16 protein-coding genes, 1 tRNA gene and 2 pseudogenes are annotated in these 22,816 nt (G+C 48.1%); 2 read left to right on the top strand and 17 right to left on the bottom strand.

Features of this window, described 5'->3' with window-relative positions; translation table 11 throughout:
- Nucleotides 1–3: 3 nt before the first annotated feature.
- The 13 genes and pseudogenes from AB7D94_RS03400 to AB7D94_RS03340 form a co-directional block, all read right to left on the bottom strand.
- The gene (locus AB7D94_RS03400) at nt 4–2,169 is read right to left on the bottom strand and encodes a methyl-accepting chemotaxis protein (protein WP_420264318.1); all 2,166 of its coding nucleotides are present in this window, start codon (nt 2,167–2,169) and stop codon (nt 4–6) included.
- Between the two features lie 33 nt (nt 2,170–2,202).
- Complete coding sequence (locus tag AB7D94_RS03395) at nt 2,203–3,228, bottom strand: chemotaxis protein CheW (RefSeq protein ID WP_420264317.1); 1,026 nt, start codon at nt 3,226–3,228, stop codon at nt 2,203–2,205.
- A 17-nt stretch (nt 3,229–3,245) separates the two neighbouring features.
- A complete protein-coding gene (locus AB7D94_RS03390; RefSeq protein WP_420264316.1) occupies nt 3,246–4,754 on the bottom strand; it encodes a CheR family methyltransferase in 1,509 nt (502 codons plus the stop codon).
- A gap of 109 nt (nt 4,755–4,863) precedes the next feature.
- Nucleotides 4,864–4,938 (bottom strand) — tRNA-Pro (locus tag AB7D94_RS03385).
- A gap of 10 nt (nt 4,939–4,948) precedes the next feature.
- The gene (locus AB7D94_RS03380; RefSeq protein ID WP_420264315.1) at nt 4,949–5,374 is read right to left on the bottom strand and encodes a MerR family transcriptional regulator; all 426 of its coding nucleotides are present in this window, start codon (nt 5,372–5,374) and stop codon (nt 4,949–4,951) included.
- A gap of 6 nt (nt 5,375–5,380) precedes the next feature.
- A complete protein-coding gene (locus AB7D94_RS03375) occupies nt 5,381–5,653 on the bottom strand; it encodes an integration host factor subunit alpha (RefSeq protein WP_420264314.1) in 273 nt (90 codons plus the stop codon).
- Nucleotides 5,654–5,798: 145 nt separating this feature from the next.
- Nucleotides 5,799–6,809 (bottom strand): peptidylprolyl isomerase, encoded by a 1,011-nt coding sequence (locus AB7D94_RS03370; protein ID WP_420264313.1) that lies wholly within the window; start codon nt 6,807–6,809, stop codon nt 5,799–5,801.
- A 334-nt stretch (nt 6,810–7,143) separates the two neighbouring features.
- Entirely contained in the window at nt 7,144–9,351 is a 2,208-nt protein-coding gene (gene glgB / locus AB7D94_RS03365) for a 1,4-alpha-glucan branching protein GlgB (protein ID WP_420264312.1), read from the bottom strand.
- Between the two features lie 123 nt (nt 9,352–9,474).
- Entirely contained in the window at nt 9,475–11,586 is a 2,112-nt protein-coding gene (gene glgX / locus AB7D94_RS03360) for a glycogen debranching protein GlgX (RefSeq protein WP_420264311.1), read from the bottom strand.
- 29 nt (nt 11,587–11,615) lie between these two features.
- Nucleotides 11,616–13,583 (bottom strand): 4-alpha-glucanotransferase, encoded by a 1,968-nt coding sequence (locus AB7D94_RS03355; protein WP_420264310.1) that lies wholly within the window; start codon nt 13,581–13,583, stop codon nt 11,616–11,618.
- 114 nt (nt 13,584–13,697) lie between these two features.
- Nucleotides 13,698–14,258, bottom strand: a complete 561-nt coding sequence (locus tag AB7D94_RS03350) for a class I SAM-dependent methyltransferase (RefSeq protein ID WP_420264334.1) — start codon at nt 14,256–14,258, stop codon at nt 13,698–13,700.
- A gap of 54 nt (nt 14,259–14,312) precedes the next feature.
- Nucleotides 14,313–15,089: pseudogene (locus AB7D94_RS03345) on the bottom strand (methyltransferase domain-containing protein); the annotation flags it as partial.
- A 30-nt stretch (nt 15,090–15,119) separates the two neighbouring features.
- Nucleotides 15,120–15,566 carry a hypothetical protein gene (locus AB7D94_RS03340; RefSeq protein WP_420264309.1) on the bottom strand — a complete coding sequence of 149 codons (447 nt, stop codon included), beginning with the start codon at nt 15,564–15,566 and terminating at the stop codon, nt 15,120–15,122.
- A gap of 380 nt (nt 15,567–15,946) precedes the next feature.
- On the opposite strand from AB7D94_RS03340, the gene AB7D94_RS03335 reads away from it, so the two are divergent.
- Together AB7D94_RS03335 and AB7D94_RS03330 are read left to right on the top strand one after the other, a co-directional pair.
- On the top strand, nt 15,947–16,501 hold the full coding sequence (locus AB7D94_RS03335) for a DUF2155 domain-containing protein (RefSeq protein WP_420264308.1): 555 nt from the start codon (nt 15,947–15,949) through the stop codon (nt 16,499–16,501).
- Between the two features lies 1 nt (nt 16,502).
- Nucleotides 16,503–17,267, top strand: a complete 765-nt coding sequence (locus AB7D94_RS03330) for an ATP-binding protein (protein WP_420264307.1) — start codon at nt 16,503–16,505, stop codon at nt 17,265–17,267.
- A 10-nt stretch (nt 17,268–17,277) separates the two neighbouring features.
- Here AB7D94_RS03330 and AB7D94_RS03325 read toward each other — a convergent pair whose 3' ends face one another.
- From AB7D94_RS03325 to cas1, 4 genes and pseudogenes are all read right to left on the bottom strand, one after another.
- Nucleotides 17,278–19,065 (bottom strand): tetratricopeptide repeat protein, encoded by a 1,788-nt coding sequence (locus tag AB7D94_RS03325; RefSeq protein ID WP_420264306.1) that lies wholly within the window; start codon nt 19,063–19,065, stop codon nt 17,278–17,280.
- Nucleotides 19,066–19,078: 13 nt separating this feature from the next.
- Entirely contained in the window at nt 19,079–20,959 is a 1,881-nt protein-coding gene (locus tag AB7D94_RS03320) for a tetratricopeptide repeat protein (RefSeq protein ID WP_420264305.1), read from the bottom strand.
- Between the two features lie 768 nt (nt 20,960–21,727).
- Entirely contained in the window at nt 21,728–22,015 is a 288-nt protein-coding gene (gene cas2, locus AB7D94_RS03315; RefSeq protein WP_420264304.1) for a CRISPR-associated endonuclease Cas2, read from the bottom strand.
- Between the two features lie 7 nt (nt 22,016–22,022).
- Nucleotides 22,023–22,763: pseudogene (cas1, locus tag AB7D94_RS03310) on the bottom strand (CRISPR-associated endonuclease Cas1); the annotation flags it as partial.
- Between the last annotated feature and the right edge of the window lie 53 nt (nt 22,764–22,816).

Raw genomic sequence — 22,816 nt, 5'->3', positions numbered from 1 at the left:
TCATTACACCATTTGTTTCAGGTCTCTGGCCACTTCGTCGAGTTTCTGTATGCCCTGTTTTGTCTGAGTTATGCCGGATGAGGTCTCCTTAACGCTCCTGTTGATGGAGTTCATGGCCTCTACGACCTGGGCAATCGCGGCTGACTGCTGCTGGATATTTAAGAATATCTGCTGAATGTTCTCCGCGGAGCTTCTTATCACGCTGGAGAGTTTACCGAAGGTCTCTGCGGCCACGTCGGCCAGTTCCATTTCCTTATCTACTGTCTTTGTGCTTTCCTCGGTTACCATGACGGTAGTGTTTGTGGCCTTTTGTATCTCCGTTACGACGGAGTTAATCTCCTCGGCGGATTTTTTGCTCTGCTCGGCCAGTTTACGTATCTCCATGGCCACAACCGAAAACCCTTTGCCGTGCTCCCCGGCCCTTACGGCCTCAACCGCGGCGTTCATGGCAAGCATCTTGGTCTCACCGGCGAAGTCCGACACCACGTTGGCGATATTCTCTATGCGTGTAGTCTTCTCACTGAGCTGCAATATCATGGAGGCAGTAGCCTCAACCCGTTCCTTTAATGAGGCCATACCGGCAAGCATCTCATTTAAGTTGGCCGCACCCTCGTTTGCCATAAGCATGACGTGGTCTGCCCCTTCGGCGGCGTTTTTGGCCTGCTCTGCAGACTGCTTAAACGAGGCCGACAGCTCGTCCATCGTCGTTGTGGTCTCGTTGACGGCCGTTGACTGCTGTGAGGCGGTTCTCTCGTGCTGCTCCACGGTAGCGGATATCTCAGTTGTTGACGTTGATATGTTGTTGATACTCCTGCTTAACGGCATGCTTATTGAGCGGCTGAACCTCCAGCCGATGGCAACGACGCAAATCGCGGTAATCAGCCCCATGATCAACATGGCATAAAATAAATGAGTTGAGGTAGAGAGGGCCTCGTCCTTTGCAACCTCTGCCACTATCATCCAGTTAAGACCTTCAATGTCAAGCGGGGAGGCGGTCATCAGGACTGGCATATTCAGATAATTCGTAGAATAAGTACTTATAGCAGATTTGTTGGCCGCCGCTTCTTTTATATGTTTATCGGTTATCGTGAGAAGGTTGATAGTGGTATTGTATTTTTTTATCCTTTCAATAGCCTTTTTATCCTGAGAGGTTTTTTGGATGGCATTGTAAAAAATATCGGGCAATTGTAACAGATATCTCGAATCAGTATTCATTTTCATGTCGTTAGCACCAACGATGTAAGTCTCGTCAGTCTTGCCGGAGACCCCCTGGGCTTGACTCCATTGCTTGTTGCGGGTCGTTATATTATTTATCTTGTCAATAGGCAACTGGAAGACCAGAACTCCGATTTTCTTGTCTCCGTCGTAAATAGCCGAGGCTATGAAGCCGGCCGAAGCGCCGTTTGACGGGGCATATGATTCATAATCCTCGATTTTTACGACGTCTCTGTCTTTTGATTTCAGGACGGCGTCAAAGGCCCTGGCCAGATTCGTGTCGCTATATGGGCCGCTCATCAGGCTTGTCCCGAAATCAAGCTCTTTCATAGTGGTATAGACTATGTAGCCGGTATCCGGCTCTATCAAAAACATATCATAGTAACCAAATTTCTCCACATATTGCCGAAATATACGCTGGTATTTTTTATGAACGGAACTGTACGAGTTATCGGCGGCGGCAAAATCCAGATTTTGCTTGGCCCCAACCCTAAAAGGATTTGCCGATATGTACTGATGCTGAAGTATTTTAACCGCTTTTTTCTTAGGCCACCATGTGGCAATTATATTGTCGGGGACATCAGGGGTCTTTTCTTTCTGTTCCTGATACCTTGCCATGAGCAGGTCTTCGTTGTATTTCGCGTTAGCGTCATACTTAGCGCCGGATTCCTTTTCTACGGCAAAAAAGGCTGCCGTAAATTCCTTCATCGCATCCACAACCATTATATCCTCTGCAAACGTTACCGAGCGGTATCTTATTTGCCTGAAATACTGCTCAATGTTGGCCTTCTTTAAATCCTTCGTTGAACCACGGTGTCTGAAAGCCGCATCAATTAAGGCATTCCTCGCCGTTATATAAGAATACGCGCCAATGGCAAGAAACGGCACTAACCCTATTAATACAAATAAAACAAATAGTTTCTGCTTTAATGTCAACGACACCTTTAAGTCCATTGGTCTTCCTCCCTTGATGCTGCAATTTTTATATTATAACACTTCATTTACTATCAAATTCCCCTTATACAGGATACTCTGCAGGTTTATGACGACCACCGCCCGCCCATCGTAAAGCGCCGTAAATTCAAAGAAATCCTCGCTGGCCTGACCTAAGGCCGCTGGCAGTTCTTTAAACCCCGACACTGGCAGATACAGGATGTCGCTTAGATTGTCAATACAGATGCCGACGGTAAAATTATCTATCGCCACCACGACGGCTGATTTAATATTCCCTCTGGCCAGCGACAACACGCCTGTAATGTCAATAAGCGTCAATATCTCGCCCCTGAGGTTGATATTGCCAACGATGTGGGCAGGACAGCACGGCACCTGCCGGTATTCGTTGATATTAATAAATTCTCGTATCACATCAAGCTCAATTCCAAACAGCTCCCCGCCCGCCTCTACGATGGCAAGCGGCATCAGGTCGTCCTCCTGTCCCTCCCTTGAGGCAGAACTTGCCAGCTCTAAGGCACGCTTGTGAAAGATTGATTTATCAACATCCGCAATCTGGCAGAAAGACTGGCCGGCATCGCTGCCGGTTAACGAATCCTCAGTCGGCTTATAAACGGGGTCGAATAATTTCTTTTGATTGAGGATCATAATAATGTCTTCGTCTATTTTTGCCACCGTTTCGATAAAAACACTTGCCGACACGGCATCACGGCCATATGCCGGGGCGGGCACAATCGAATCAGCGGGGATTTCATATATATCAACGATCTCATTTACGATAATCCCCGTGGGGCTGCCGTCACAGTTAAAAATGATGACCTTGTCAGTCGTCATGTACTGGTGGTGGTGCGCGCTTGAGGTGCGTCCAAAACGCATACCAAGGTCAATCAGGGGGACGACCGTCCCGCGAATGCTGACAAGCCCGGCTATATAGTCCGGTGCCTCGTCAACTTGCCTGAACTCGGGCAAATGGATTATCTCCCGAACATCAATCGTCGGTACCGCATATACAAACCTGCCGACACGAAACACCAAATATGATATTGATGACTGCCCTTCCAACGTTATAACCTCAATTATTACTTTATTTTACTGGATTTTCTTAAGTGTGCCAACAATTCCCCCGCCGTCACACCGTCGTAAAATTCAACAGGGCTGTCCGCGGACAGGCCCTCAAGGATTTTAATGGCCGCCTCTACCAGTTTTACCCCTCTTTTGGGGTCGCCCTTGTGCTCATAGATGGCGCTGAGTTCAACATAGGCCGGGACGCACCGGGCATCCAGATAAATGACCCGTTTGAACATCTCCATGGCTTGTTCTGTCTTACCCTGTTCCTCGGCTATATGTGCCAGCATATAGTACGGCTCCGGCCTCAGCGAATCAATCTCCATCGCGCTGGTACAGGCATCGGAGGCGCGCTTTAAGTCGCCAGTGTTGGCGTATGCCCGCGAAAGCAGGACATGGGCGTCGCAATGTCCTGGGTTGTCCATTAGAAACTTAGTTGCCTTTTCTATCGCCAGGGGATATTTGCCCTCCTTGTACAAGGCCTGCGCCTCTGAATATAAACCTTCGCCCACTGATAACGCCCTTACATCTTTGGGCTTATCCTTAGCAGCGGCGGCGGTGGCCATTTTTGCGTCCACAGTAGTTTTTTGCTGCGCGCTTAGTGGCCTGTTGATTTTAACATTTCTCTGAACATTTATGATTGATATTTGTTTGACCGGCTTAAAATTCATCTGCTGTTGGTGAGGCTCGTCCGTAGTGTCAGCCAGGCGTCTGTAGATGATACTCTGAGGGTAGTTAACAGGGACAAGGCCGCTTAGTTTGATGGACTGAAGTTCGGCGTGCCCGGTGATGAGATACCCGCCCTTGTTGAGCGTCTGGGAGAGTTTTCCCAAGGCTAAGGCGATGTTTTCGGGCTGAAAATATATAAACACATTTCTGCATATGATAAAATCTATGTCGCAAATACCGGCGGCGGCGTCAGGGTAGGAATCCCTTATGAGATTTCCCTGCCTGAATACGACCATGCGGCGCACATGCTCCTGCAGTTCATACATGCCCTTGCGGCGTTTAAAGTACGTGTCAATAATGTCTGGGGCAACCATCCTGAAAGACCAGTCGCCGAAGCGGCCCCTGCGTGCCCTTTCGATGGCGTCTTCGTTGATGTCCGTGCCAATAATAGTGATGTCCCAGAGGTTTACATCGGGCAGCAGCTCTAAGATGGTGATGGCAATTGAGTACGGTTCCTCGCCGGTTGAGCAGCCTGCGCTCCAGATGCGAAGTGTCCTGCGGTCTCTGTTGGCCTCAATAAGCTCCTTAAGTATGGTGTTTCTTATAAGCTGAAACTGCCCCTTATCGCGGAAAAAAAAGCTCTCGCCGGTAGTGATAATCTGGCACAACTGCTTCCACTCGTCTTTGCTTTCAGGGGAATCGGTCTGAAGGAACCTGCAATATTCGTCAACATGGCCAAACCCGAAGTCCTTCATCCTCGACATAACGGTAGACTTTAAGTCCTTATCGCCAACGCTCAACCCCGTGTGCGAGGAGATGAACTCCTGCACATATGCCATAGATAGCGTGTTCATGCTAAATCCGGCAGCGCACTTTTATAAAGAACACCAATCTGACCAGTCAACCATAGCCTTCATATTTTATAACAACCTTAACAGTGCCAGCAATATCATTTTTTTAAAATCGGGGCGACCCGATTTGAACGGGCGACCACTCGCACCCCAAGCGAGTGCGCTATCCAGGCTGCGCTACGCCCCGATATTTCTCTTTATTTTCTTAGTATTAACTGGAGTTCTCTCAGGTGTAACTTTATCTTTTCTATTCGCTGCCTCGCCGTTGTCCCACCAGCGGCCTCCGGCTCTTTTGTGTCAACTACGTCAGCGGCTACCTCAACGTCAACATCGCCTTCAAACTTGCCCGACAGTCTCTTCCTCACCCCTTCTATCGTAAAGCGCTCGTCATACAGCAGCCTCTTTATCTCTATCAGTATCTCTATGTCTTTCTTCTGATACATCCGCTGCCTGGACTTGCCTTTACGGGGTTTCAGAAAACCAAACTCTGTCTCCCAATACCTCAGCACATACGGCTCAAGACTGGTCAGGCGGCTGACCTCCCCTATCTTGTAAAAGAGCTTATGCGGGGTATCATCTTTTTTGGCTTTTTTGCCTGATTCTGCGGCTTGCGGCTTGATCATTGAACTTTACTCCACTACTGCCTTTAATTGGTTACTAGGCCTGAAGGTCACCACTGTTCTGGGTGTAATCTCAATGTCCTCGCCCGTCTTGGGATTGCGCCCCCTGCGCGAACGCTTCTTTCTTATGTTAAAAGTCCCAAACCCGGAGATCTTTATTGATTCGCCGTCTGCAAACGTCTTTTTCATGGCGTCAAGGATTGTCTCTATGATCTCCTCGGATTCCTTTTTCGGAAGGCCGACATTCTCAAACAGCGAGTTTATTATATCTGCTTTTGTCATGTTATCACACCTGCTTTTGTCATGTTATCACACCTGCTTTTGTCATGTTGTGTTATGTCTTATCCTGTCTGTTATTTGCCTGATTCTGCCACCGTTGGTATTGTAACAAATCATATATTCAATGTCAAGAATTATTTAAAGTATTTTATAGAATTATTTTAATAAAGTGCTTTTCTTTAAGGGATTTTATCCAATCCTTATATACCCGTTTAGCCTTCTGCTCAAGCAACTCAGACTTCACCTCGGAATATAGCTTTTCATCTGTGTCTATTGCCCTTTTATCAAGCAGTTGGACTATGTTAAATCCCCTTGGCGTGAGGAAAATCATGCTAATGTCGCCTTCTTTCATCCCTTCCACTATGGGGAGCAGCTCCTTAGACATATCATCCGCGCTCACATAGCCGAGGTCTCCGCCTGACCCGGCGGTTGGGTCGTCTGAAAACTGAGAGGCCATCGTCCTGAAATCAACCCCCTTCATCAGGTGGCCATACACGTCCTCAGCCTTTTTCTTTGCCAGCAGATTCTCTTCCTTGTCATCCTTTTTTGAGATTAATATCAACCTCAACCTATACTTCATCGGTCCCTTTTCCAGCTTTGATGACTTGCTATGCCGGGCTACCTCGTTGTCAGTCACCATGACCTTTTCTGACATAATCACGTTTCCAACCTTTTGCAGAAGGATTTGATCGCTCAGCCTCTTTCGGTATTCATCAAACGTAAAGCCTTCTTTTTTGAGCGCGTCCTTAAATTGTTCCTTTGTTAACGAGTACTTACCCATCATATCTTCAATTGCCGCCTCAACTTCCTTATCGGCTATGGTTATATGGGCGGTCTCGGCGTACATCAGCTGCAGCTTCACCTCTATCAATCTTTCGAGGAATTCTTTTTCGTATTTTTTCAAAAATTCGAGACGTTCTTTATTTGACATGCCTCTGACTTTGTCTTTGAGGTCAAACTCCATCGCCTTGTACAATTCGCTCCATGTTATGACTTCCTTATCTACCATGGCCACGATTTGGTCAAGCATTATGGCCGACGACACTGCGGGAATTATTAATATCAATCCCACAAAGGCTGCCGCGCACAGCAATGATTTCAGTACAACACCGGCCTTAACAACACCCACCTTGCCCAACTTATATCCTCTTATGGTCACCCTACCCCCGAATTGGCAGCCTGCACACACGCCACCATTTAAATCCCGCGACATTACACGACTGTGAATGATGGCATAATTGTAATGAGAAAATCAATATTTTTTTTAACTTTATTGATAAATCTTGTTGGGTCAATCATTTCTTCGGCAACGAACCCACAAAGTTAAACACAGCAACGGACAACAAAGACAGGCCGTTTGCGGGCAGATTTTTTTGCGGGCAGCCCCCCCTGTGGACAGACCCCTGTGGGCAGACCCCCTGTGAAATTATCCCTGCATGGGCGGCACAAACACGCTGTCAGCTTGTACCACCGCACACGGCTTCAATGCCGCACTATTGTTTTATTGGCTTTAGAAACACAGCGCCCAGAGGTGGCAGTTGCAGCGACAGCGAATGTGGCCGACCTTGCCACCACACGTTGTCAGCGTAAAATCCGCCCCAGTTTCCCACATTGCCGCCCCAGTAGATGTCGGCGTCGCTGTTTAACATCTCTTTATAATAACCCCCTACCGGGACGCCTATCCGATAGTTCAACCTTGGTACCGGCGTAAAGTTAAACGCACAGACCATGATGTCATCGGGGTCTTTCCCCTTCCTTATGAACGATATGAGGCTGTTCTGGTAGTCTGAGAAATCTATCCACTCAAACCCATGATGGCTAAAATCAACCTCATACAACGGCTTTTCGTTCTTATAGAGGGCATTTAAATCCCTCACAAACCTAAGGAGTTTCTGATGTGGCTCGTAATCAAGCAGATGCCAATCGAGGCTCGTGTCGAAGTTCCACTCCTTCCACTGGCCAAACTCGCTTCCCATAAACATCAGTTTTTTACCAGGCTGCGCGTACATGTAGGCGAAGAGCAGCCTCAGGTTTGAAAATTTTTGCCACAGATCACCGGGCATTTTATCCAGCATTGAACGCTTTAAGTACACGACCTCGTCGTGGGAAAAGACATTCACGAAATTCTCTGTAAAGGCGTACAGAAGGGCAAAGGTCAGGTTATTGTGATGGAATCTCCTGTGCACGGGGTCTTTCTGGAAATAGAGCAGTATGTCGTGCATCCATCCCATGTTCCATTTCAGGCTGAATCCAAGTCCGCCAATGTATGTGGGGCGCGAGACCATAGGCCACGCGGTGGATTCCTCGGCTATTGTCATCACACCCGGGTGGTAGCCGTGTACAACCTCATTGAAACGTTTTAAGAAGGCAACCGCCTCAAGGTTTTCGTTTCCACCGTACTGGTTTGGAATCCAGTCGCCCGGTTTCCTTGAATAATCCAGGTAGAGCATAGAGGCAACCGCGTCAACCCTGAGTCCATCAAGGTGATACTTGTCAACCCAGAACAAGGCGTTGGCTAGCAGGAAGTTCTGGACTTCGTTTCTGCCATAATTGAAAATCAGGGTTCCCCAGTCTCTGTGCTCACCCTTGCGCGGGTCGGCGTGTTCATACAGGGCGGTACCGTCAAAGTAGGACAGGCCGTGAGAGTCCCGTGGGAAATGCGCCGGTACCCAGTCCATTATGACTCCGATTCCATTTTCGTGGCACTTGTCAACAAAATACATGAAATCGTCAGGGGTTCCATAGCGGCTCGTTGGGGCGAAATAACCCACAGGCTGATATCCCCACGACGCGTCAAGGGGGTGTTCTGTCAAGGGGAGAAGCTGAATATGCGTAAAATTGTTGTCTCTGACGTAGGGGATTAACTTCTCTGTCAATTCACGATATGTCAGCCAGCGGTTTTCAGCCTCCGGCACCCTCATCCATGAGCTGAGGTGCACTTCGTATGTGCTTATAGGCGACTCAAGCCAATTGGTCTCCCGCCTTTTAGCAATCCATTCACCGTCATTCCACTTATATTTTTCTATGTTATAAACAATAGAGGCGCTTTTTGGCCTGACCTCGGCATAAAACCCGTATGGGTCAGACTTAGTTCCAATATAGTCATTATATCTGCCCTTTACCTCAAACTTATAGACATCGCCCTCTCCCATCTCAGGGATAAACAATTCCCATATCCCGTGCATACCTCTTATGCGCATGGGATTTGCCCTTCCATCCCAGTTGTTGAAATCCCCTACCACGCTGGCCCTTATGGCATTTGGTGCCCATACGGCAAAAAACACGCCTTCAATACCGTCTATCGTCACGACATGCGCGCCCAGCTTCTCGTACTTCTTATAATGTGTGCCCTCGTCCATCAAGTGAAGGTCAAAATCGGTCAACACCGGCAGGAATACATAGGGGTCAATGAACTCACGCTTTCTGTCGTCTTCGTATGTGGCCCTTAATTTATAGGGAAATATCTCGGTTACTGACTCGGCGATGGCCTCAAAGAAACCTTCCTGCCGAATTTTTGTAGCGGCATACACCTTCTTTACATTATCAGTCCTTACGACAAACAACTCCTTCACTCCCGGAAGAAACGCCCTTATCACTATGGCGTCATTATTGTTGGACTTCGTGGGATGTGCCCCTAATACAGCAAATGGATCAGAGTGAACCGACTGTACTATCATGTCTATCTGCTCGTTAATGTTCATTCATTGCCTCCTCGTCATCTCTATGTCAGTTATCGGTTAACGGTTCAACACAAAACCATCTCAACACGTATAATACTCTACAGTACAACATTATGTCAATCTTGCCTTTGGCACTAGCTTATCTCACTTGCTTATCAGAACCAGTACCGAGCGCGCGAACACATCGTAAAACCTCTGCTCATTCAGCACTACCTCTCCACCCGTGTCTTCTATGTCGTGGGGTGGTTCAAGATTGGTATCCACAACCCTGTACCACTTTTTGTAGTGGGGAAGCGGGGGCAGCTCAAACCGCAATATTTCGTGATAGGAGTTCATAATAAAGTAAACGTCATGGCCACGGGGGCCGCCTGACTGTAGCATGGCCAGTGTTCTTGAATGAAACTCAAGGTCTGGTTTGCCAATTTCAACGCCATGCCATGTAATAGAGTTTGTCCCATCTCCCTTGAACGACCCGGGACTTAATAAGGGCAATCTCTTTCTGAATTTTATAAATAACCTGAAAAACCTGACAAGGCCGGCATTTTTCTTAGTCAAATCCCAATCAACCCAACTGATTTCGTTGTCCTGACAATAGGCGTTGTTGTTGCCCTGCTGGGTGTGCCCCATCTCATCGCCGCCAAGTATCATCGGCACACCGTGAGAGAAAAGCAGGATAGCCGCAAAGTTCTTCACCTGTCTCATTCGCAAATTATTTATCTCCCACGAATCGGTCTGCCCTTCCCAGCCGCAGTTCCAGCTCTCGTTGTCATTGGAACCGTCTTTGCTGTCTTCGCCGTTGACCCTGTTATGCTTTCTGTTATATGAGACAAGGTCTTTTAAGGTAAACCCGTCGTGGCTTGTTATAAAATTTATGCTGTGGTACGGTTCGCGTCCGCCCTGTTCATATAAATCTGGAGAGCCGGTAAGTCTTTGTATTAAAGACGGTACGAGGCCGTCTTCCCCTCTGACAAAGCGCCTTACGTCGTCGCGAAAACTACCGTTCCACTCTGCCCATCTGCCCCAGTTAGGGAATGAGCCAACCTGATAAAGGCCAGCGGCATCCCATGCCTCCGCTATCAGTTTTGTATTGGCAAGTATAGGGTCTGCCGCAATCCTCTCTAAAACGGGTGGATTTGCCAGCACCGATCCGTCACGCCCCCTGCCTAGTATAGAGGCCAGGTCGAATCTGAAACCGTCAATGTGCATCTCCATCACCCAGTACCTGAGGCAATCCACTATCATATTGCGCACCACGGGGTGGTTGCAATTTACTGTGTTGCCGCAGCCGGAGTAATTGTGGTAATCGCCCATCACGGAGTCAATGATATAATAAATTGAGTTGTCTATTCCTCTGAATGAGAATGTCGGGCCTCGCTCATTACCCTCTGCCGTGTGATTGAACACGACGTCGAGAATGACCTCAATTCCGGCCTCATGGAAACTCTTCACCATCGCCTTAAATTCAGCTACCTGCCCGCCGTTTGTGCCTTCATAGGCGTATGACGCCTTGGGCGCAAAGAAAGATATAGGCTGGTAACCCCAGAAATTCAGGAGACGCCGTCCGTTTAGGGGATTCATCCGGTCAGAGTCCATCTCCTCAAACTCCGAAACAGGCAGTAGCTCAACGGCCGTTACCCCCAATTCCTTCAGGTATGGAATCTTCTCGACAATACCGGCATACGTGCCAGGCTTTGTCACCCTGGACGAGGGATGCTGCGTAAAGCCGCGCACATGAAGCTCGTATATTATTGAATCCTTTAAGGGAATATTCAGCGGCTGGTCGTAACCCCAGTCGAAATCATTATCAACGATTATAGAACGGCGGATGTTAATGTTGACATTTCGATTTTCGTCGCCGCGCCGCAGATAGACTGTTCCCCACTGAGAAGCGCCTGAAGTGGCCCTCGCATATGGGTCTAACAGAAGCACTTCGTCGTCAAATCTGTGATACTCCGCGTCCTCCTTCGATTTCCTTCCCATCCGGTAGCAATAACGTGACGAGGTGTTAATACCGCGCAGAAACGTGTGCCATACATCGCCTGTTTTGTTGTAAGCCGGGTTGAGGATTATCTCCACCTCGGGGTCACGCTCCCCTGTTTTGAAAATCACAAGGGTTACATATTCGGCGTGTTTGGAAAACACCGCGAAGTTCACGCCGTCGCGCACTAATGTCGCACCAAAGTAGGCCGGAGTGCCCCTGTAGATCTCTATATTACCTATTTTTGACAGTAAGCTGCCTCTTCTTAGCTCATTCATTTGCGGTATTTCCATCCCTTTTCATAGTTTTAAAAAGAGCGGCGGCGGCGCTCATCAATAAGGCCGTTGAGATAGTTGTTGAACTCGTCATAGTTTATTATACCCTCTATGTTGTCTCTCATCCTGTATGCCCAGTTCTTTGTACCAACAGTGCCGGGGATATTTATCCTCTCTTGCTCAGGGTCTTTGGTGCGCAGATTGTAGTGGAGCGACAGGAGGTCCTGAAAGGGGAAGATAGTTATTGTTGAGTTGGCGTTTAAGTTGCGTCTTATTATCTTTTCGGCTAATTCAGTGGTCAGGTACCTGGGGCACTCGCCCGTCATCCCAATGGTATTATAATACTGGGTTCTGTCCCAGTTGGCCTCTTCCCACCAGCCGCGCAGCGTGGAGGTGTCATGAACCGAAGGGCAGCATACGGAAAGCCGTGGATAGTAATACGTGTCTATGTATGGTGAGTCCTGTTTGTTGTACTCCCTTACCCAGCGCTCTACTTTCAGGCCCAGCGTCTTCATCCCTTCCAGCACCTCGCCAACACACGGGGGTACCGCTCCAAGGTCCTCGGCACAGACCAGCATGTCCGTAGTTTCGCACATCATAGCCAGGAGTTTGTTGCCGTTACTGCGCCATAAATCGTCCTGCGCGGCGTTGTTTGCCTCGACCAGTTCCCGCAGACGCCCGCGCTCATCTTCTGTCATATTGTTAAACGTCATTGTCCTGTAGTAATACCATGCCGGCAGATAGCCCTTGCCAGTGTCAAGCAGGATTCTGTTGTGGTAAAGTCCTATGAGCTTGTCCCTGACAGACTGCTCCTCGGGCAGGGCGGCGATTGCCCTTTCGCCCTCTATCGCGCCCACAAAGGCCAGATGGCCAGATTCTGTCATCTCAAAATACCTTCTTATCACGCCATCTGAGGCGTTGCCAAAGAGGCTCGTCACATATGACCGCGTAAACATCGGCTGGACAAAGGATTTTATCGTGTCCTCGTTAAATCCGGATTTTATCAAATCTGCCTTCTTTATTGCCACAGCCGGACTGAAATACCCAAGTATGCCGGTCTGCTCTTTCTCAGAAACCCCCCATATGCGGAAAAACCCCAGTACATGGTCTATGCGATAGGCGTGATAGAATTTCGATGCCTGTTTTAGCCTTTGGCGCCACCATGAGTAGTCCTCTTTTTCCAGCACGTCCCAGTTATAGCAAGGAAATCCCCAGTTCTGGCCGCTTTCCGAAAACATGTCCGGTGGTGCCCCTGCCCTCATGCCCAAATTGAAGTATTTCCTTTCGGCCCAGACATCGGCGCTGTCTTCGTTTATCATAATCGGAATATCACCCTTTAATCGTAGCCCCATATACTCAAGTGCGTTGGCGGCCTTTTTCAACTGCTTCTCAAGCTCGAACTGCACCCATGCGTAAAACAAGACATCGTCCTGATTCTTAGTCCAGTAGCTGTTGATTTCCCCCGCCCCTGGGTCTTGCATCGTGAGCCACCCCTTCCACCAGTCTTGCTTGTGAATGTCCTTCAGGCAGCGATATACAGCGTAGTACCTTACCCACGGGTTGAAATCTATCCACGTCCCAAGTGTCTTATCTTTTTTAATAGAATCAAGATTATCATCGTATATCTTTTTGAGCATTGTCTCTTTAAATTGCCTCACAGCGGGATAATCAACAAGCTCAAGGGCATTCAGGCGCGAGGCGGCAGCCTTTATCTCCTCTTTATGTTCCTCTTTAAAAATCTTAACAGAATACGCAAGTTCCCCAAGGCGTACATATACCGGATGGAGCGCAAAGGCGCTGATGGCGTTATAGGGTGAGGAGTCTGTCCCCGTATCATTAACCGGTAATATCTGAATGACGTCCAGACCCGCCTTCTTGCACCACGACCCCATCTTTATCAAATCAAGGAATTCACCTATGCCACAGCCCTCATCTGTCCTTATCGAAAACACCGGAATTGCCACTCCAGTGAGAAAACGCGTTATATCGCCGAACTTCATAACCGTACCTCCTTCAAAATATAGACTGGATTATTGCACTATCTAACGAGATATATAATACACGCATTATAATATAAAGCCCGTTATATAATAAAGGGGGACAAGATAACTTTTTTACCTCACCCTCTTAAAGCGGCAAAATATAAACTTCTGCGGCACCTTTGACGGCGTAATGTGGTCAACAGTGTAAGACAATATCAGGTCAAAATCAACTCCAAACTCATCAGCCAGTGTCTCCGGGCTGTATCTTACCACTTCTAAACCGCTGCATGTCGGCGGGCCGTCTAATGAAAATGTCGCAATGATAAGGTGGCCTCCTACCCTCAGTGATTGTTTTGCGGCGTTTATATATTTCTTTCTGTGGCCAACATCGGTAAGAAAATGAAAGACCGCCCTGTCATGCCAGACGTCATAATCCTCCGGCAGCATGGCCTCTGTAATGTCGGCCTCAATCCACCTGACAGCGCCTGCCCTATCGCCGAGCCTCTCCTTTGCCTTCTCTATCGCCGGGGATGCGATGTCAAGGACGGTTATCCTTTTGTATCCAGACAATATCAGGTTATCTACGAGGTTCGACAAGCCGCCCCCAACGTCTATGATACTAGCGTTAACCCCTGCACCTGTGGATTTAATCATGTTAAACGATACCGCGGGAAACTCCTCATACCAGCCCACTTTATCAGGCTGTCTGGTTTTGTAGACGGTTTCCCAGTGTTCCTTACGGCTTTGCTTATAGGCATAATAATTAATACCCAGCGTCCCATACTCCGCAGCCTTACAGTGTTGAGGGGCACCGATAAATACATCTTTGCGCCACGTTATCTTAAAATCAATAAAACCTGCATCAATAACCACGGCCTCAAGCTCTGTCTCCAACAGAGCGCCGGCAATTCACCCCGTCCATAAGGCAATATCACGCTTTGAATCGTCAGAAACCGGCTTAGAAACGGCTATATCAGCAATCTGTATCCTGCCCCCCGGCCTCAACACCCTGAACATCTCCTTAAATATGGCCAGTTTGTCAGGGCAGAGATTCACTACCCCGTTTGAGATAACCACATCGGCCCACTCATCCGCCACAGGCAGGGATTCGGCATAACCGTGGAGAAATTCCAACTGGGGCATCATGGCCTCTTTAGAAAGACCCTGAGCCTTGTTCAGCATCTCCTCTGTCATCTCCACCCCTATGACCTTACCGGTAGTACCAACCAGTCTGGCGGCAATAAAACTGTCAAATCCCGCCCCTGCCCCGATGTCTACCACCCGCTGCCCCACCCTGATGTTATCAACAGAAAATGGATTCCCCGTACCGGCAAATGACTCAAGCGCCCCGGCCGGTACCTCGTCAATCAAACCCTCCGGCTTCATTTCAGTATAACCAAGTATGCCCGCTAACTTACGCCCTGTATTGAAATGAAAACCCTTCTGTGGATTTGCGGCAACCTCCGTATACTCCACGCTTATCGCGGCTCTTAAATCTTTAATATCAATGTCTTTACTACTCATACCTATACCTCAGCCTTATTTTATATCTCTTCATTTCGTGTTTGCCGTGTCGCCTATATAAGACTTAACGAGGCGCTTTACGGTATCATTATTCGTGTCTTTGACTTTTCTAAAGACCAGAGGTTCGCCATCAAACAAGTGCTCGTGATTTTTTATGAACCGCTGTAACTGCACAGTGTCAGATGTAATTAAAAACTCCTCAGAGTCGGCAGCCCCTTTTGAGTTTTCAAAGGCTATCTCCTCGCTATGCCTTATAAGGTAGTCCTTTTCCAGATTAAAGACATATACGTACATAGTGTTTGGGTCAACAAACTCAACCTTTAAGATATTGTGAGTCTTCTTGCCCTTATATTCAGTAAAAAGCATATCAACATACAGGGAACCGGCGATTCTGGCCAGATTAAACTCCACAAAATCCCCCTTGCCAGTGCGCCCGGTCTTGTCACCTTCCTCAATGACCCAATAATAGGAGGTCATGGTATTTGGATTATAAAATACATTATATAAATTGGTCTCGTTAATCCACTGCCCGTAGAGATTTTTGTTGATTACGATATTTGACCTGTCATCGGAGACTACCCCGTTTTTAGATTCAACAAGGCACCCGCTCAGAGAAATCGCAACGGCTACCGCACATACGATGACAGCGAATTGACAGACAAGACGGCTGAGGTATTTATTATTAAATCTTATTTGCTTTTACCCCTTCTTTCAGTTTCGCTGTAACTAACACAGCCCTATTATACACCCATCGAATAGTTATTGCAATAACGCTTTCCCGTGCCAGATGATGCGGTTGACAATACCTCGCCGATAATGCAAAAATAGGGCGCGTGATAAGGAGGATGGATATTACTATGAGAACTGGTTTCCTGAGCATATTGATGTCAGCCACGTTTGCTGTGCTTATTAGCCTGTCTGCGTGTTCTAACAAACCCGACCCTGCCCCTGAGGTTAGTATTAATCCCGATACACTCACAAAACAAAAGAAAGACGACAGCCACGCCTCACAACAGAGCAGTGGGCAACAACAGGGCAGCGGCGAAAAACACCAGATAGAGGTCGTCATTCCCGACAACGTAAAGGGTAAATGGGAAGCCGTGAAACTCTCCATTTTAGATAAAAATACTAATAAGGCTCAGGACGTGACTATCAAACTCGGCTCCGAATACAAAATTCCCGGCTCCGAGGTGACTTTGAAACCTGTCGTATTCCTCCCCGATTTCAGGATGGACTCACTTACGATAACATCCATCTCCGCGGAGCTGAACAATCCGGCGGTCAACGTGATTATCTCAGAGGCGGGCAAGGAACTCTTCAAAGGCTGGCTATACTCGAAGTATCCCGATATACATCCATTTCAGCACGGCAGATTCGCTGTCGTTATGCTTGAAGCGGTAAAGAAAAACTGACATGGCCTATATCATAGCGTTCTCAGGGAAAGGCGGAACGGGCAAGACCACCCTAGCAGGGCTGACTATTCGATATTTAATTGAGAAGACTGGCAAGGTCGTCCTTGGCGTTGACGCCGACAGCAACTCCTGCCTCAACCTCGCCGTAGGCGTTGACGTACACGCCACTATCGGCGGCATCAGAGAGACCGCCCTTGAGACAATCCGCTCAGGAAGCCGCCCCGGTGGCCTCACCACTGAGGAGATATTTGACTATCAGATAAAGCAAACCATCGTCGAGGCATCGGGCTTTGACCTGCTTGTCATGGGACGCCCCGAAGGCCAGGGCTGCTACTGCGCCGCGAACAATATTATCAGAAAATACACGGACAAGCTGGCCGATGACTACTCGTTTGTCGTAATTGACAACGAGGCCGGCATGGAGCATCTAAGCAGGCGAACAAGCAGCGGCGTTGACCTCATGTTTATTGTCAGCGATCCGACAGTGAAGGGAATAAAGACGGCAAAGAGAATTGATGACCTTATTAGAGAGCTTTCACTGCAAACCGGTCAGAGATTTGTAATTATAAATAGGGTCAAAGGGCCGGATGCGGTTAAATTAAAAGACTACGCCGAAGGACTTGGCCTCAGAGTGGCCGGGGTGATACCGGATGACGATACGGTTTTTGAAGCTGATTTAAATGGCAGGCCTGTCGTAGAAATCCCACAAGACGCGCCGTCGGTAAAGGCGTTTTATTATATTTTAGACGATGTGCTGAAGACATAAAAAGATTTATCTATTTAATTTCCACCTGCCGCCCGTTGGCGGCTTCAGGACTCTGGCCGTTGCCGTGATTGAGGTGCCGACTGTTTTGAAAACTCTCCGCGGCCTCGTCCTCTCTGCCCATTGCTTTGAGTATTAAACCTCTGTGGAAATAGAGTTCCCACGACGATGGATTTACTTTCAGGCCGTTTGCAAAAACCTCAAGCGCTTCTTTATATTTTTTTTGCGCACCGAGGGTTAAGCCCAGGTAATTATAAAGCTCGGCATCGTTCGGCGCTGCTTGCAGCGCCTTTGATAGGTACTGGACTGCCTTGTCGTAGTTTTTGGCTCTCATCAACTCCATGCCACGCGCCTTAAACAGAGACGGCTCGCCTGTATTATTGCGTGGTAGCGCCTTCAGGTAATATTTATCTGCCTCATCATCCTTAATAAAACCCTTCGCGTTTAAGGCCTCCCACATGTTGAAATTTAAGAGCGTATTGTCAGGGGCCACCTCAAGGCCCTTTGAAAACTCCCGAATCGCCTCATCCAACCTCCCCTCCCCCTCAAGATACATCCCATACTCGTTATAGGCTACGTAGTTTCCTTTAGTCACATCGGCAGCATGTTTAAAAAGCGTCCCTGAGTCTCTCCATACCTCCGCCTGCCGCCATGTAAGGGCCGCAAGTACCAGCAGTATCGCTGTAAAAATAGCGCCAGTTATCTTTTGAACCTTCGGACGGCTCTCAACCCCCTCGCCTACCCCAAAGCATAAGATAATATATAACCCTATCAGCGGCACGTAGGCATAGCGGTCTGCCATAGACGCACCCCCAACCTGTATCACCTGTATCACAGGTACAAGTGTCACAATGTACCACAGCCATCCCATGAGAAAATACGGTGCCCTCTTTCTCAACAAAAATGCGGCCACAGTAATTACTAATAGGGACAACCCCTTAATGGCCACCTCACTCTCTGAAAACACGTCTATGTGTGGGTAGAACACGGCAAACCCCACAGGGTACAGGGTTTTCTCTAAATATGCCCAATACGACATTATGGCGTTTACAAGGCGGCCACTCATAGGCAGACCATCAAGCGGGACAATCGCCCCCTCCCTTTGCTGTACTAATATGGTAACTATTCCGCTGGCAATCGAAAACACAAAAAACGGGAGCTTCTCAATGATGCTCTTAAGGACAGGGCGGCGGCCCGATTGAAACCGCCCAAGTGGCCAATAATCAATAAGCAACAGCGTAAAGGGCAGCGTCACCGCCATCGGTTTTGACAGCAGAGACAGGGCAAATAACCCTAACGCCGCAGAGTACCTGGCAAGGACAGGCCTCCGCGTATAATACACATAAACGACAATCGTCAAAAGCCAAAAGAATGTGGACAGCACGTTTTTCCTCTCCGACACCCACGCCACAGACTCAACGGCAAAAGGATGGAAGGCAAATAGCGCGGCTACGGCAACGCTTTGGCCGTATTTGCCGGTCATTAACAATAGAAGAAGATATAGTATTACGGTATTGCCAGCATGAAACAGCACACTGGTAAGATGATGTCCCATCGGCTTCAGACCGTAGAGACTGATGTCCGCCATGTGAGAAAGCCACGTCACGGGGTGGTAGTTCGCAAAGTATGTGGACTTAAATGACCACATTATATTATTCAGTGTAAGGCCGTATTTTATATGTGAATTTAATACAACATAGTTGAGGTCGTCAAAGCTCACGAAGCCGCTACCGTGAAGAGGGATATATACGGCAAACACGGCCACCGCAAAGAAAACCACCGTCAGGCAGTTACGCTTCATATTCTGTCCCTGACTAAAGGCCAGAAGCCTGGCGCTTTGCCAGATCAAGGGTTTTAGCGACGGTCTCAGAGGTGGGGTTCAGACGCGCGGCCTGCTCAAACTCAAGGATGGCCTCGTTGAGCCTGCCGACTTTTTTGAGTGCCAGCCCCTTGTTAAAGCGCAGGGTGGCGCTGTCAGGCTTAACAGCAACCCCACGCGAAAACGCCTCAAGTGCCTCTTCAGATTTATCCAATCCCATCAGAGCAATCCCCATGTTATTCAGCACCTCGGTATCCATTGGATGAATAGACAGGGCAATCTTAAAATATGAGACTGCCCCGGCGTAATCTTTTTCTTTCAGCAGGACTATCCCATAGCGCTTATTCAAAACGGCCTCACCGTCGAAGAACATAAGAGTTGATGAGCGAGAGAAGTAGGTAATGGCCTCCTCAAACTTCCCTTGTTTTGTGAGCGCCTCGCCCATGCTATAGTTGAGTTCCGGGCTGTCGGGCTTGATCTGTAGGCCCTTGGTAAAGATTTCCACGGCCTTTTCCGGTTTGTGGTCTTCAAGGAAGGCCGCGCCGTAATTGTTATAGGCCATGTAATTTCCCTCAATAGTCTTAATCGAATGGTCAAACAAGGTGTAGGAATCCCTCCAATAACCGATTTGAAACCATGTTACCGCGGCCAGCGATATGATAGTTACAGTGGTGGCCGCAGATAAAATATATTTTTTAAAACGATTTCCCGATAAAATATCAGACGCCCCTATGGCAATTACAATAAGAAACCCAATCATAGGCACATAGGTATATCTGTCGGCAATTGCCTCCCTGCCCGTTTGAATGAATCTTATCACCGGCAGGAGGGTTATAAGATAAAAGCCCCATCCAAACAGCACATACGGCCTGCTGTGCCTCAAACGTATGGCTGCGGCGGTTACTGTTGTTATAAGCAACGCGGATAATAATACCTCATAGGGCGGCAGCGCATCGGGATATGGGTATGGTATGGCAAGGTCATAGGGAAGCGCCATTTTTCGAAGGTACTGCACGTAAGAGACGACCGCCGTGGCAAGGCGCTTACTAAGTGGGAGTTGGCTGAGTGGCTGAACTGCGTACGCCCTAAGCTGAACCTCGTATGTCACGAAAGCGGAGGCCAGCGATAGGGCAAACAACGGGAGTTTCTCCACTACCGCGCGAACTACCAGCCGCATCACACGCGGCAAGCCCCCTTGTAGTGCAAATCTGTTAAACGGCCAGTAATCCAACAGCAGCAGCGTCACGGGAAAGGTGACAAGCATGGGTTTAAACATAAGCCCAACCGCCATAGACAAAAACACGGCGGCGTATTTAATAAATCGCGGCCTTTGGACATACCCGATATATGCCCATATACCAAGAAACCAAAACAGCGTACTGAGGATATTCTTTCGTTCAGACACCCAAGCCACTGACTCCACACCAAGCGGATGAATGGCAAAAACCGCCGCTACAAAGGCACTCTGCCAGGGCAACAATGTTAAGCGGTTTAAGAGGAAAAACAGTAAGAGCGTATTAATTATATGAATAATAAGGCTAGTCAAATGGTGGCCGCGCGGATTAAGTCCATAAAGCTCAACATCCGCCATATGAGAAAGCCATGTCAGCGGGTGCCAGTTGACAAAAAAGGTAGTCCGAAATGCCCACCCGACGCTCTTGAGGGTCAGTCCCTGAGTTACAAACGGATTTATGGTTACATACTGAGGGTCGTCAATATTGACGAATGAATTCCCCCTGACATTCCAATAAACGCCAAAAGTTATAGCAACCAACAAAAGCGCGATAATTATATTTTTTCCACGGGGACTCATAAGGTTATAGTTATTATAAGTAAAACAAGCGGTTATTTTCAACAACACTGTCACGCCTGTCACGCTAAAGTAACAATGTCCTAAAAAACATGGAGTTGTACAGTGGAAGATGGGCAATAGGAAAAGGAAAGGATGAATGGGTGAGCCTGTGCCGCTGCCGCCAAAATCCAGGCTAATAGTGTCATGTCAACTATGATATAACGCAATAGATGTAATATACTATCTTCGTAGTCTACCAACGAGGATTGGATATGAAGAAATACATTGTGACGCTCAATGCCCATAATCCTTTCTCGAATTGCAGCTTCAAATCGTTCAGTAAATTCATTCTCCCCTCCCATTTTTATATTTCTCTGCAATTATACCATTTAACCTTATTTATTAAGAAGTTAGAGTTTATGGACAGACTCTATATAGGAACGGCGTTTCAATCCACGCCCCTGCGTGAGGGGCGACTGCGGCGGGATTAACGAGTGAGAGGGATATTATGTTTCAATCCACGCCCCTGCGTGAGGGGCGACCCTACGCGTTCAAGTTTACTTCACAAGATTTTAAGTTTCAATCCACGCCCCTGCGTGAGGGGCGACATTATTCCCTTGTAGCGAGGTTGACAATTGGATAGTTTCAATCCACGCCCCTGCGTGAGGGGCGACGTCGCCTTGTATCGTGTTGATAGTCAAGGCTTTTATACGTACTTTCCGCGGATTTGGCGGTTTTGTGTAGCTTATTCCATAGTTGTCAAAGAACATCAGCTATAACTCTTTGTTTTATAACATATTTTGGTCTGCGCGAACCCTCCTGTGTAAATATGTCCGCTTTGGGTTCGCATTTTCAAAATATCAGAGGTCCTTCCTGATCATATGTGCCCTTTGCCCCTATGTGCTCTATTCTGTGCTTCCAATTCGATCCCAAAAAATAAAATCGTAGACTGTCACACTCCTCGTCTATCTCATCTATCAACCGTTGCCTGAAAAGTGTCCACTGCGCCGGATCTACTATGCACTCAAACACTGAATACTGTACCCTTTGCCCATAATCCTGACATGCCTTCGCTACCCTCCTCAATCTCCTCTTTCCATCCCCCTCCACAGATACATCATAACTTATCAATACCAGCATTTTCCACCTACTTCCATATGAACGGAGGGTAACCGTCCAAATCCTGACGAATATATCGCGCTAACAACATCGCCTGTACGTGAAACAGCAATCCCACCGGTACTTTTTCATTTAAAAACGGGTGCGTCAACTCCTCCTGCTTCCTCTTTTGATACGCAATAAGAACAGTTTTTCGCGTATCGTCATCCATCAAAACCCCTCCGGCCTCCTGTTTCTTAAACCCCGATGGCCGCACCTGACCAAGATTTATCAGACTTACCGCAAGCCTGTCCGCAAGGTATGGCCTGAATTCCTCAAGTATATCCAGCGCCAAACCCGGCCGCCCCGGCCTGTCCCTGTGTATATACCCTACCGCAGGGTCCAACCCCACCGTCTCACACGCTGAGCGTATGTCATGCAGCACTATCGTATATAAAAAAGATAACAGGCAGTTGACATTGTCCATCGGCGGACGCCTGCTCCTTTCCCTGAAATAGAACTCCTCCTTCTGTGAAATAATCAGATTGTCAAAGACGCTGAAATAGTTATGTGCCGCGTCTCCTTCAATACCCCTTATCTCGTCAAGCGATCCCAGACGCTGCAACTTGCCTATTGACATGCCTAATCTGTCGGCAGCCATTGACACTGCGTCTATGTCAAATTTCCCGGCCGCCGCGCCGTCGCGTGATTCTGAATGGTCTCTTAACATGCGCCTAAGGACGGTTCGGCAATTGGAGATTTTAGCCGTCAGCACCGCCCTCGCTATCTTTATCCCAGATTGTCCATTAGGAGGAAAAGTCTAATGGCGGCCATTAGGAAAAG

Source organism: Candidatus Magnetominusculus dajiuhuensis, assembly GCF_046044395.1.
Taxonomy (GTDB): Bacteria; Nitrospirota; Thermodesulfovibrionia; order Thermodesulfovibrionales; family Magnetobacteriaceae; genus Magnetominusculus; species Magnetominusculus dajiuhuensis.
Note: the sequence above shows the minus strand (reverse complement) of the source record. Positions and strands in the feature narration are given on the sequence as shown.